General features: G+C 38.1%; 11 protein-coding genes. 10 read left to right on the forward strand and 1 reads right to left on the reverse strand.

The genetic code is table 11. From position 1 onward, the window contains the following. Positions 1-349 precede the first annotated feature (349 nt). The 7 genes from KO561_RS08420 to ftsZ all read left to right on the forward strand — a co-directional run bounded on the left by KO561_RS08420 (position 350) and on the right by ftsZ (position 7,913). Positions 350-1,573 carry an IS110 family RNA-guided transposase gene (locus tag KO561_RS08420; protein ID WP_231093844.1) on the forward strand — a complete coding sequence of 408 codons (1,224 nt, stop codon included), beginning with the start codon at positions 350-352 and terminating at the stop codon, positions 1,571-1,573. A 1,051-nt stretch (positions 1,574-2,624) separates the two neighbouring features. Next, positions 2,625-3,434: a cell division protein FtsQ/DivIB gene (locus tag KO561_RS08425; protein WP_231096665.1), complete on the forward strand. Its 810-nt coding sequence runs from the start codon at positions 2,625-2,627 to the stop codon at positions 3,432-3,434. Continuing rightward, a complete protein-coding gene (locus KO561_RS08430) occupies positions 3,418-4,119 on the forward strand; it encodes a DUF881 domain-containing protein (RefSeq protein ID WP_231096666.1) in 702 nt (233 codons plus the stop codon). The genes KO561_RS08425 and KO561_RS08430 overlap by 17 nt, the downstream gene beginning before the upstream one ends. A gap of 7 nt (positions 4,120-4,126) precedes the next feature. Next, positions 4,127-4,849: a DUF881 domain-containing protein gene (locus KO561_RS08435; RefSeq protein ID WP_231096667.1), complete on the forward strand. Its 723-nt coding sequence runs from the start codon at positions 4,127-4,129 to the stop codon at positions 4,847-4,849. Continuing rightward, a complete protein-coding gene (locus tag KO561_RS08440) occupies positions 4,850-5,206 on the forward strand; it encodes a small basic family protein (RefSeq protein ID WP_231096668.1) in 357 nt (118 codons plus the stop codon). Between the two features lie 218 nt (positions 5,207-5,424). After that, a complete protein-coding gene (gene ftsA / locus KO561_RS08445) occupies positions 5,425-6,714 on the forward strand; it encodes a cell division protein FtsA (protein WP_231096669.1) in 1,290 nt (429 codons plus the stop codon). A gap of 77 nt (positions 6,715-6,791) precedes the next feature. Then, on the forward strand, positions 6,792-7,913 hold the full coding sequence (gene ftsZ / locus KO561_RS08450) for a cell division protein FtsZ (protein ID WP_231096670.1): 1,122 nt from the start codon (positions 6,792-6,794) through the stop codon (positions 7,911-7,913). Positions 7,914-7,995: 82 nt separating this feature from the next. Here ftsZ and KO561_RS08455 read toward each other — a convergent pair. Further along, positions 7,996-9,326 (reverse strand): IS3 family transposase gene (locus KO561_RS08455; protein ID WP_231095212.1). Its coding sequence is split into 2 segments (ribosomal slippage): positions 7,996-8,945 and positions 8,945-9,326, totalling 1,332 coding nucleotides; the frame shifts between segments, so codons are not numbered across the junction. 554 nt (positions 9,327-9,880) lie between these two features. Here KO561_RS08455 and spoIIGA point away from each other — a divergent pair. The 3 genes from spoIIGA to sigG all read left to right on the forward strand — a co-directional run bounded on the left by spoIIGA (position 9,881) and on the right by sigG (position 12,453). Beyond that, complete coding sequence (gene spoIIGA / locus KO561_RS08460) at positions 9,881-10,801, forward strand: sigma-E processing peptidase SpoIIGA (RefSeq protein WP_231096671.1); 921 nt, start codon at positions 9,881-9,883, stop codon at positions 10,799-10,801. Between the two features lie 29 nt (positions 10,802-10,830). Beyond that, positions 10,831-11,550, forward strand: coding sequence for an RNA polymerase sporulation sigma factor SigE (gene sigE / locus KO561_RS08465; RefSeq protein ID WP_231096672.1), 720 nt, complete (start codon positions 10,831-10,833; stop codon positions 11,548-11,550). 123 nt (positions 11,551-11,673) lie between these two features. Further along, positions 11,674-12,453, forward strand: coding sequence for an RNA polymerase sporulation sigma factor SigG (gene sigG, locus KO561_RS08470; RefSeq protein ID WP_231096673.1), 780 nt, complete (start codon positions 11,674-11,676; stop codon positions 12,451-12,453). The last annotated feature ends 197 nt before the right edge of the window (positions 12,454-12,650 follow it).

Raw genomic sequence — 12,650 nt, forward strand, 5'->3', positions numbered from 1 at the left:
TAGAATGTGGCGCTCTCCTCAAAAAAACGAATGAGCTGCGTCTACCTTAGTATTGCCATTTTTCCATATATTAGAACCTTATTTTCATGGTAGTCATTCATGTATCGCGAAAACAGCTATACACCACAGAGAATGAAAATAGTTATTGTGTGGCTATACTGATGCTACGGCTGGATGAGGAAGGTCGAGACTCCTTGGTGCGTGAGAGCCCTACCCGCAGTCTGACTCCTTCGACCACGGTGCATCACAGACTGTTGCTCCTTTTAAGGGAAGCACTCATGGTAGATTAACCCTATTCTGGTTGTTGCGCCAGCCTCCATTATTATTTGCCGTAGAAAGGATGTTTTCAATGGATGTAATCATTGAGAATGCTTGTGGTATGGATGTCCACAAGGATACCATTACCGCTTGTGCCATTACAACAGAAGGAAAGGAGATTGAAACTTTTTCAACTAAAACCATATATCTAATTGAGTTGGTGGACTGGGTGAAGAAACATAAGTGTACCCATGTGGCAATGGAAAGTACAAGTGTCTACTGGAAACCCATTGTCAATCTACTAGAAGCAGAAGATATTGAATATCTAGTTGTGAATGCTCAACACATTAAGGCTGTCCCCGGGCGTAAAACGGATGTGAAAGATGCCGAATGGATAGCCAAATTACTTCGTCACGGTTTACTTAAAGCTAGTTTTATTCCTGATCGAAACCAACGAGAATTACGTGAACTTGTTCGTTATCGTCGAAGTATTATTGAAGAGCGTGCCAGACAATATAATCGGATTCAAAAAGTGTTAGAAGGAGCTAATATCAAACTTGGTTCAGTTGTTTCTGACATTATGGGAGTTTCTGCTCGTGATATGCTTCGATCCATATCCGAAGGAAATGATGATCTCGAAGAGTTAACAACCTTTGCGAGAGGAGTAATGAAGAAGAAAAAGGATGAATTGAAACTCGCACTTCAAGGGTATGTTCAAGAACACCAACGGTTCATGATAAAAACGATTCTAGATCATATCGATTTCCTGACGGATCAAATCGATAAACTAGATAAAGAGATAGCGAAAAGGATGGAAGACTCTCAAGAAGATATAGACCGTTTAGATTCCATTCCTGGTATTGGGAGAAAAATGGCGGAACAAATGCTTGCAGAGCTTGGTACAAATATAAAGGAGCAATTTCCTACTGCACCTCAAATGTGTTCATGGGCTGGATTAGTTCCTGGAAATAACCAAAGTGCTGGAAAACGTAAATCTTCTAAAACGTTGAATGGAAACAAGTACCTTAAATCAGCACTGATTGAAGCAGCTCATTCTGTTCGAGGATCCAAAAACTACCTTGGTGCACTTTACCGGCGAACAGCTTCACGTAAAGGTAAAAAGCGTGCAGGAATCGTTGTAGCTCATGCGATATTACGAATCTCCTATTATCTCTTAACACGAAAAGAAATGTATGTAGATTTAGGAGAAGATTACTTCGACAAACAAAGACAACAATCCGTTGTTAAGCATTCACTACGAAGATTAGAGAGTTTAGGTTACACAGTGACAATTGTGGAACCAAAAGTGTCTTAAAATTAATCTCCAACTTCATTAGATCTTAGAATGTGGCGCTCTCCTCAAAAAAACGAATGAGCTGCGTCTACCTTAGTATTGCCATTTTTCCATATATTAGAACCTTATTTTCATGGTAGGAGTCTCCGTATTCTGCCTACGCTCGGGAATGGCTTTCTGATAGTTATTTTGAACATTGCTGGAATAGTACAAGTTGATTGTGACATTCAGTCCTCTATTTTTATAAAAAGTGACAGTCCAGAGGGGCTGGTCCTTTATAATTACGAAAAAGCACCGACACGTGCTCTTTTAAATCAAATAAATGATCAGTTGTTCTATATATAGGTCTAAAACAAGATGAAAAGGTAAAAAAAGGAACAGGTTTCCGTCTGACTATAACCTCTTAGTAGCATTATATATTATCTACCACATACGGTATGTTGATTGGAGTGGAGGGTAATCGACTCCGCGAAAATAAAGCCCGGTTTTCTTCGTGCAATGTCTATTCTAAGAAGATTTTCTTGTCCTCCCTCAGTTAGATTTGATTTACTCACAAATGCTCGCTGCGGGAACAGCACGAGTTGAAGACCCCGCAAGATGCACCTGCGTCTTCTAGTAACGCTTTGAAGTAAGCTTCCTCGGTGCAAGGCAGCAAAGATGATCACTCGATGTAGTAGCCTGGCTGAGGCCGTGCCCGCGGAAAGTGATTATCCGCAAGGGAAATCAACATCGTACACACACCGAGCAGTCACCAAACCGATGGTTTTGTAGTAACTTTTATTATTTCGTTACGTCGCAATTTATATCAACTACTATTTAAAATTCATTGCTTGAAAAATCAACAATCTTTTAGAACACAGCCTTTTCTATAAAAGGGCAAGTGGTCTACTTATAAGAGATCGATTGATGAGGTAGTTGTTGCAATGGGATTCATTTCTAATTATTATGATGATTGATTTACAGAAATAGACACTCCATTGGTTTAAAATATGATATAATTTTTTTATAATTAATTTTAACGGCATCGTGGTATGCCGTTTTTACTATGTATCTAAAAAGGAAGAATATAGAGATGAGTTCAAAGAGGAACGTTGTATCTATTGAGGATCGTATTCCAAAACTAAAACAAGCTCGAAAGAAGAAAGCAAACAGAAGGTTAATATTTTACTTATCTTTATTCTTTTTCCTTATTTCCATTATCGTATATCTTCAATCCCCGCTTAGTCATATTCATTCCATAAAGGTAGAAGGAAATGAATACTTGACTGATGAAGAGATTGTGAAGAAGAGCGGATTAAAAGAAGGCGACAGTTTCTGGAATGTGAACAAGGAGAAGATTGTGGATCAAATTGTTGCGAATAAAGTCGTAAAAGTGGTAAATGTCTCGAAACAATTTCCGACAACCGTTACGATTTCCGTTGAAGAGTTTCAACGAGTCGGATATGTGAAAGAGAGCGATGCGCAATTTTTTCCAGTGCTTGAAAATGGAGAAAGATTGTCCGTGGAACCATTGGGACAAATACCTGGTGACGCACCATTGCTAATAGGGTTTAATAAAGCTACTTATTTATCGGAAATGACTAGAGAATTACGAAATTCTCCTAAGAGTATTGTCGACCTAATTTCGGAAATTTACTGGAAACCTACCGACGATAACCCATACAAAATCTTGCTTTATATGAATGATGGCTTTGTCGTGAATGGTACCATTCGAAATTTCTCTAAAAATATGAAAGCATACCCTTCGATAGCTTCGCAAATAGAACCTGGTTCAAAAGGAGTTATTCATATAGGGGTTGGAGCTTTTTTTGATCCTGTAGATGGAGAAGCAGCCGAAAAGAAAAAGAAAGAAGAGGAGACTACGAATGAAGCTGAAGGGTAGACATGTCATCCTTTCTCTTGTATTTCTCGTGTTTGGATTTCTTCTTTCCTTTAGTTATCAACAGACGCAGCAGGATTCGGAAGTAATTCAGCTTTCCGATCAAGAGTGGGAGAAGGATTTCTATTATTTACAGCAACTGAACAATTTAGAGGATAAAAACAACCAACTTAGAAATGAACTCGAGGATAAACGACATACCATCCAAGAGCTTGAATCTAATTTGGCTAAGCAAGAGGAAGAGCTCTCTGATTACGTTACACGTAAAAGTGAACTGCAAATGTACACAGGCGAGCTTCCGATTATGGGAAAGGGCATTCAAGTTACGTTAACAGATTCCGAGTATATACCGGATGAGGAAAACGCAAATAAGTATATGGTTCATGAACGCCATATTCACCAAGTTGTAAACGAACTATATAGTGCTGGAGCAGAAGCAATTTCCATAAATGGACATAGGTTGTACCGAGATAGTTATATTTCATGCATTGGTCCGGTTATATCCGTTGATGGTACGCCATACCCAGCTCCGTTTACGATTGAAGCGATAGGCGATACCGAAGTATTGATGTCGAGTATTACGTTAACAAATGGTGTAGTGGACTTATTAGTGGCAGAAAATATTGAGGTGGAAGTAGAGCAGCTTGACCAAATTGAGATGCGTGCTAGAACAGTAGGAGAAGGTTGATCGTAGAATGAAATGGAAACATAAAATGATCATTTCGGTAGTCTGTGTGATAACTGGTATATTGATTGCGATACAATTCAAATCTGTTCAGGAGCCTAAACAAAGAGAAACACGGGATCTTTGGGAGATCCGCACACAGTTACAACAGGAACAGAAAAGACAACAGCAGTTATTAAATCAGATTACAAAGGCGGAAACGACTATTCAGCAATATCAGCAACAGTCTGAGGCGGAACAAATAGATACATTAAAAAATTCGATAGAAGAACTGAACAAACAAGCAGGGCTTACAGAAGTTACTGGTAGCGGTATAAGTATTTTAGTAAACCCGTTATTTGAGGAAAGCAGTCCTAATCCACAAATCTATCCAACCGTGACTCCGGAACTTTTAAATCGTTTATTAAATGAGTTAAACAACTATGGAGCGACGGATGTTGCTATTGAAAATGAAAGAATAGTTAGTGTTACTCCAATTCGTTATGTCAATGGCACGACCTATGTGAACAATCATCCTCTACCTCCTGTTCCTATTGAAATAAGGATTTTATCCAAAGACCCACAACGATTGTTGGACTATATGGAAGTAAGTCAGGCTAGAAGTGAATTCGCTATCGAAAACTTAGAGCTCTCTATATCGATGGAGGAAGAGCTAACTCTTCCTGCTTATGAAGGGGAACTCCCGTTAGATTTTGTAAAATTGCTAGAAAGATTAGAAACAGGTGAAGAGTAAATGTGGCTACCCGCTTTATTTTTAATTATCGGCTTGTTCTTAGGTTTGCTAACAGATATTAGAGTTCCTGAAGAATATTCCAATTACCTTTCCATTGCTGTTCTTGCTGCATTGGATACTTTGTTCGGAGGAATCCGTGCTCACTTAGACCGAACCTTTGACGAGAAAGTATTTATTAGTGGATTCTTTTTTAACATTGCACTTGCTGCGTTTTTAGCTTTTTTCGGTGTCCAACTTGGTATCGATTTATATCTCGCGGCGGTATTTGCATTTGGAGTTCGTCTTTTCCAAAATATAGCAATAATTAGGAGGAGATTGATTGAAAATCACAATAAATCCAAGCAAATCGAAAAATAATTAAGAAAAATAGAGGAATTCGTCGTTTTGTGTTGAATTTCCTCTATAAATTTATATAGGTTTCTTGCTATAATAGAATGAGTTAGGAAAATAGAATCAACACTAAAATAGTAATTTTAGCCAATGGGCTATTTATTGGTAGAAATGGATTGTAATTGTTACAAATTTTCGTTAATATTTGAACTATTCATATGCCTTAATAATAGGAGGTGCCTTTTTTGAACAACAACGAAATACTAGTCAGTCTGGATATAGGTACATCAAAAATAAAAGTGATTATCGGCGAAGTTCTTAATGATTCTTTAAATATCATTGGAGTTGGCACAGCGAAGTCTAATGGGATGAAAAAAGGTGCCATTGTAGATATTGATCAAACCGTTCAATCTATAAAAACTGCCGTGGAACAAGCTGAGCGTATGGTGGACATGCATATCGACAGCGTTATCGTTGGGGTAAATGGAAATCATATTCAACTCCAACCATGTCATGGTGTCGTTGCCGTTTCTAGTGAAAATCGGGAAATTGGGGACGAGGATATTCGTAGAGTTATAGATGCGGCGCAAGTTATCTCTATCCCACCGGAGAGAGAAATTATTGATGTCATTCCAAAACAATTTATCGTAGACGGTTTGGATGAGATTAATGATCCAAGAGGTATGATTGGCGTTCGTCTTGAAATGGAAGGAACAATTATTACTTGTTCGAAAACACTGTTACATAATATTCTGAAATGTGTAGAACGAGCCAACCTACAAGTTTCTGATATTTGTCTTCAGCCTCTTTCAGCAGGTTCTATTGCCCTCTCAAAGGATGAGAAAAACCTAGGAGTTGCTTTAATTGACGTAGGCGGTGGAAGCACTACCGTTTCTGTTTTCGAAAACGATCACCTTGTTTCCACTAGTGTTGTGGCTTTAGGTGGAGACAATATTACGAAGGACTTGTCTATCGGACTACGGACGTCTTCCGAAGAAGCAGAAGATATAAAAATTAATCATGGACATGCATTCTTTGATGAGGCTCAAGAAGAAGAAACGTTTGATGCATCTATCATTGGAAGTAATAAGCGTGAAACATTTAATCAACTGCAAATTTCTGATATGATTGAAGCTAGATTAGAAGAAATATATGGGTTTGCAGAAAGAGAAATACGTAAAATGGGCTATAGTGATTTAGCTGGAGGCTTCGTTCTGACAGGTGGGACTATGAGTATGCCAGGTGCATTAGAACTGGCACAGGATTTATTTCAATCCAATGTGCGGGTTGCTATTCCAGACTATATTGGAGTACGTGAACCACAATTCACTTCCGGTGTTGGAATCTTGAAATTTGCTTATCGAAATGCCAAAATTCAAGGGAAGAACATGGAGCCATCTGTTACGTTAGAGGAAGTGGAAGCACCGAGGCCACAGAAACCTAAACGAACCGTAAAACCGAAAGAAACAACTGCTCCATCAGGAAAGAAAAAAGAATCTGGAATCGCTAATTTGTTTAAGTATTTCTTTGATTAAATAAGCGTTCCCATACAATACGAACAGGAAATATACTTCATGAATCTTGTAAACTAGCAAATTAGGAGGAACGAAAGATGTTAGAGTTTGATACAAGTATGGATCAACTTGCAACGATAAAGGTAATCGGTGTCGGGGGCGGCGGAAGCAATGCCGTGAATCGGATGATTGAACATGGTGTAGAAGGTGTAGAATTCATCGCGGTGAATACAGATGCCCAAGCATTGAATCTTTCTAAAGCAGAAGTGAAAATGCAAATTGGTGGAAAATTGACTAGAGGATTAGGAGCTGGCGCTAATCCAGAGGTCGGAAGAAAAGCAGCAGAAGAAAGCAAAGAACAACTTGAGGAAGCATTAAAAGGTGCGGATATGGTCTTTGTTACAGCTGGTATGGGCGGTGGAACAGGTACTGGTGCTGCACCGGTTATTGCTCAAGTGGCAAAAGAGCTTGGCGCACTTACGGTAGGTGTCGTAACACGACCATTTAGTTTTGAAGGTAGAAGACGTTCTACTCAAGCTGTATCTGGTATTGATGCTTTTAAATCAAATGTTGATACATTAATCGTTATCCCAAATGACCGCCTTTTAGAGATTGTTGATAAAAACACCCCGATGTTAGAAGCATTCCGTGAAGCGGACAATGTGCTTAGACAAGGTGTTCAAGGGATTTCTGATTTGATTGCAAAACCAGGTCTAATTAACGTCGACTTCGCTGACGTGAAAACCATTATGTTTGATAAAGGATCTGCATTAATGGGTATCGGTACAGCAACTGGGGAAAATAGAGCAATTGAAGCAGCGAAAAAAGCTATTTCATCTCCACTATTAGAAACTTCTATCGATGGTGCACACGGTGTTCTTATGAACATTACAGGTGGTGCTAACCTTAGTCTTTATGAAGTACAAGAAGCAGCAGATCTTGTTACTTCTGCAGCGGACCAAGAGGTTAACGTTATTTTTGGATCGGTAATTAATGAAGATCTGAAAGACGAAATTATCGTAACGGTTATTGCAACAGGATTTGATGAAGCACAGCTTCAATCGAATCAGCCAAAACAGCGTCCTGCTGCAACTCCAACCACAGAAAAACGTAGAGAAGATGTAAGAAGAGAGCCTGCTCAACCTTCTCAAAAGGTAAAACAAGAAGAGGATACATTAGATATCCCAACTTTCTTAAGAAACCGTAACCGTAGAAGATAAAAGGAAAATAGCATAGATTATTATAAAAAAGACTAAGTCCACTTGTAAACTGTACCCTTTGTCAAGGACATTTAAAAAAAGACTAGGCAGCATTAAGAAGATGATCTCTGTACTGTACAGGGGTCATCTTTTTTAAATCCCATTGATATCTATAATTGTTGTAGTAAGTCATATAACTCTTAATCTCTCTTTTAAGCTCATCTAGGGTTGCACATGGTTTGATGAATGCCTCATCCTTAAAATGCCCAAAAAACGACTCTTGTGGAGCGTTATCCCAACAATTTCCTCTTCTAGACATAGATTGACCTAAACCTAACTTCTTGACGTGCTTCTGGAAAGTAGGGCTAGTATAGTGCCCTCCTTGGTCAGAGTGAATAAAGGCACCTTTCGCTAACTTTACTCTTTTATTCCTTTTAAGTTTTACTAACGTATCAGTGGCTAGATCCAGGGTAATTCGATCGAGCACATGGTAGGCCAAGATTTCATTAGTTGATCCATCTTTAATGGTAGATAAATAAGCTTTTTGTCCTTTTCCATAATATAAATACGTAATATCTGTGAGTAATACTTTACCTGGGGTATCTTGCTTAAATTCTCTGTTTAATAAGTTCGGTAAGACACTGTGTTCTTGTGTAGCCTTAATCATCTTTTTGTGCGGATTAGCTCTACGGATTGGACAGACAATTTCATATTTTTTCATTATTCTTCTAATCCTTTTCAAGTTGTAGGTGATATGATAGTGGCCTTCTAGGGTCATTTTAATTTGTCTTGCACCCTTTTTACGTCCTTTAAAGTGAAAGGCCTTTAAGATAATCTCTTTTGCAATCTCATCTTCTGCATCTCGCTTTTCTCTTTGTTCCCTTGATTGTAAAGAGAAGTAATTATAATATCCGGAACGTGAAACCCCAGCTATTTCACATAAATGGCTAACCATATTTTTAAGTTGAAATTTTTCGATAACAAAGTGAACAAGTAGGAATTTTTGTTCAGCTGATAATTTTACTTCTTCAGCCTCCTTTCGGCAAAGTCCATCTTTTTTAACAATTCGTTTTCTGCTTTCAATAAATTATTTTCGGCTTCTAACCGTGCATATTTTTCTTCTAATGAATGTTCCCTGTAGCTTGGTCTACCAGAGTTTCCTTTTCTAGTATCTCTTAATCCAACTATTCCATTGTGTCTATATGCAGCACGCCACCTTTTCCCTGATGATCGAATACGGTCTATCCCAATAATATCAATATCAAATCCATTCTCTTCAAATATATGTCTTGGTAACCTTCCCTTTTCATTTTCAATGATGAAGAGACGTTTAAATTCATCAGTATAGGTGATTCCCTTAGGACCAACAGACTTTACATATGGATTCGCTGATAGTGTCTTAATTTCTCTCTCTGTAAATATCTTTTTACTCATTTGACCTTTCCCCAATCCCCATATTTTCTTAATTATACAAAAAAGTACCCTATAGGTAGACTTTTTTTAGGTGTCTACCTTATAGGGTACAGTTTACTTGTGATTTGGTCTTTTTTGTACCTTTTAGGAGGGGTGAAAACTGGAATGCTCTTTTGCAAAAAGTGAGCTAGAGAACCCGTAGGGATTGGAGCAAACGGTGAGGCTCGAAAAGAATGAGGAAGTTCGATTAGGAACGGCTTGCAGTATGTCAACTTTGAATGACTTCACCTCTTGTGTTCCACTGACCTTTTCTCCGCATTAGTAAACGGACCTATCCAACTCCATTACTCTAAAAGAGTCCGAAAAAAGAAAATGGTACCAAACTACTATCGCTATCCTTCTGTTTATTCCTATATGCAAAAGTCCCACAAATATTCCAAAAGAAATCTGACAAAATCACTAATAAGTTCTGAAAATTAGCCCTTTGTATCATCCAAAATGTGACAGACTTCTAAACCAGACTTCGATATACTTACTACGAATCCGAAAAAGGTACATCGGAAAGGAAGAAAGATGTGACGATCTATTTAGACGCAGTCTGGCTTTTAAACATTTTGTTAGATTGGATGATTTTGCTATTAACATTATCCATCACTCGTCTTCCTTCGAACCGATTCCGAATCTTCTTTGGTGCTTTTATTGCTTCCTTGCTTGTTCCGATATCCGTTTTTTATCCGGACTCTATTGTTACTTCCCCATTTGGGAAAGTATTTTATTCATTGCTTATTGTGTGGTGTGCTTTCGGATTTCGAAACTATCGTCAATATATGAAGCAATTGTTATTTTTTTATTTTGTTTCCTTTGCCCTCGGTGGCGGGCTTATCGGGTTACATTTTCTTTTAGGCAATCAGTTTCAAGCAACGAGTAGCAGTATTCTGACCTTTCAATCCGGTTATGGAGATCAAGTGAGTTGGTTATTTGTAGGGGTTGGATTTCCAATTGTATGGGTCTTTACCAAGTCTAGGATGGACAAGTACGCTTGGGAAAAGTTTCGTCTTGATCAAGTATATGATGTGACATTGGAAATTAGAAATCAAAGTTACACAACAAGTGGATATGTCGATAGCGGCAATCAACTTGTTGATCCGTTTTCGAGGAAACCAGTCGTTATATGTGATCAAGCATTTATGAGTAACTGGTTTAGTCCCTCGGAGCTTAAAGAATTGCAACATGCCCAAGAAGAGCTGTCATTTGATGCTATTCCAAGCAAATGGGAAACATTCATTCAAATTGTCCCTTATCAAGGAGTAGACGGGAATCGTACTTTCATGATTGTAATTAAGCCGGATAATCTCCAAGTACAGTTTGATCAAACACAAATCTCCACAGATAAAATTTTAATTGGAGTACAATTTGGAGAGTTGTCTGCAGATGGAAGTTATCATTGTCTATTACATCCGCAATTATTTAAACATTCAGTAGCCACTTCCGCTTAATTTCTAAGAGATAAAGGAGAGGGGAACATATGATGAAATGGAAGTTGACCATACGACTATGGTGGTACAAACTTTTAATAAAACTCGGTCTAAAAACAGATGAAATATACTATATTGGTGGAAGTGAGGCCTTGCCACCTCCTTTATCGAAAGAAGAGGAGCAAGAATTGTTAAAACGCCTTCCCAAAGGTGATAAAGCAGCACGTTCGATGCTGATTGAGCGAAATCTTCGTTTAGTCGTGTATATAGCACGAAAATTTGAAAATACCGGCATTAACATTGAGGACTTAATCAGTATTGGTACGATTGGATTAATTAAAGCAGTTAACACGTTTAATCCAGAAAAAAAGATTAAGCTGGCAACGTATGCCTCTCGTTGTATTGAAAATGAAATATTAATGTATTTAAGGAGAAATAATAAGTTAAAATCCGAAATTTCTTTTGACGAACCGTTAAATATTGATTGGGATGGCAATGAGTTATTGCTCTCGGACGTACTTGGAACAGATGAAGATGTGACGACAAAGGATTTAGAAGTAAGTATCGACAAAGGGCTCTTAAAAACAGCCTTGGAGCAGCTTAATGATCGTGAAAAACAAATTATGGAGCTCCGCTTCGGTTTAATTGGTGAAGAGGAAAAAACACAGAAAGATGTCGCCGATATGTTGGGGATTTCTCAGTCCTATATTTCTAGGCTAGAAAAGAAAATTATAAGCCGTCTTCAAAAAGAATTTAATAAAATGGTCTAACCCTACTTATAATAAGGATACAGCCCTTGAGTCTAATAGAACTCAGGGGCTGTTTTGCATAAAAATTCCTCCTTGGGGAGATACTGTTCACTGAATAACATATCTCCAACGGGAGGGTAAATCATGACAAGACATAAAGTAGAGATTTGCGGAGTAGATACTTCAAAGTTGCCTGTTCTAAAAAACGATGAAATGAGAAAGTTGTTTAAACAAATGCAAGATGGTGATTATTCCGCAAGAGAGCAGTTAGTGAATGGGAATTTGCGGCTCGTTCTAAGTGTTATTCAACGTTTTAATAACCGCGGAGAATACGGGGATGATCTATTTCAGGTTGGTTGTATCGGATTAATGAAATCTATAGATAATTTTGATTTAGGTCAAAATGTAAAGTTTTCTACGTATGCCGTTCCGATGATTATTGGTGAGATTCGCAGATACTTACGAGATAATAACCCGATTAGGGTATCCAGATCATTACGAGATACAGCTTACAAAGCATTACAGGTAAGAGAAAAGCTCATTAGTAAGACTTCAAAGGATCCTACTCCGATGGAAATAGCAGAGGAAATGGGTGTTCCTCATTCTGATATTGTTTTTGCGATGGATGCCATCCAAGATCCAGTTTCTTTATTCGAACCGATTTATAACGACGGTGGTGATCCGATTTTCGTGCTGGACCAGCTTAGTGATGATAAAGATAAAGATTCTGACTGGTTGGATAAACTATCGCTAAAAGAAGGGATGCATCGCTTAAATGAGCGAGAAAAAATGATTCTCAATAAGCGTTTTTTCCAAGGCAAAACCCAGATGGAAGTAGCCGAAGAAATCGGAATTTCCCAGGCACAGGTTTCTCGTTTAGAAAAAGCAGCTATTCAAGAAATGAATAAAGAGATGTTTGAATAATAGTAGAAAAGAGGTATAACTGGAGTGAAGTCCGTCCCGTTATACCTTTTTTTACTTTGGCATAGTTTGTTGCTGTTGCTTAAAGAAGCAATAGTTTAGGAAATGCTCGATATTAGTACGATGTTGAGTTTCACTACGTGCAGTTGCCCCTAGGCTTTATATGGTTGCGGACATCTAGTCCGCTATTATAGATAATG

The organism is Radiobacillus kanasensis, assembly GCF_021049245.1.
GTDB lineage: Bacteria > Bacillota > Bacilli > Bacillales > Amphibacillaceae > Radiobacillus > Radiobacillus kanasensis.

Excerpts from the sequence above, each read along its gene's own strand:
- KO561_RS08420 (WP_231093844.1), top strand. The coding sequence starts at position 350 with ATGGATGTAATCATTGAGAATGCTTGTGGTATGGATGTCCACAAGGAT.
- KO561_RS08425 (WP_231096665.1), top strand. The coding sequence starts at position 2,625 with ATGAGTTCAAAGAGGAACGTTGTATCTATTGAGGATCGTATTCCAAAA.
- KO561_RS08430 (WP_231096666.1), top strand. The coding sequence starts at position 3,418 with ATGAAGCTGAAGGGTAGACATGTCATCCTTTCTCTTGTATTTCTCGTG.
- KO561_RS08435 (WP_231096667.1), top strand. The coding sequence starts at position 4,127 with ATGAAATGGAAACATAAAATGATCATTTCGGTAGTCTGTGTGATAACT.
- KO561_RS08440 (WP_231096668.1), top strand. The coding sequence starts at position 4,850 with ATGTGGCTACCCGCTTTATTTTTAATTATCGGCTTGTTCTTAGGTTTG.
- ftsZ (WP_231096670.1), top strand. The coding sequence starts at position 6,792 with ATGTTAGAGTTTGATACAAGTATGGATCAACTTGCAACGATAAAGGTA.
- sigE (WP_231096672.1), top strand. The coding sequence starts at position 10,831 with ATGATGAAATGGAAGTTGACCATACGACTATGGTGGTACAAACTTTTA.
- sigG (WP_231096673.1), top strand. The coding sequence starts at position 11,674 with ATGACAAGACATAAAGTAGAGATTTGCGGAGTAGATACTTCAAAGTTG.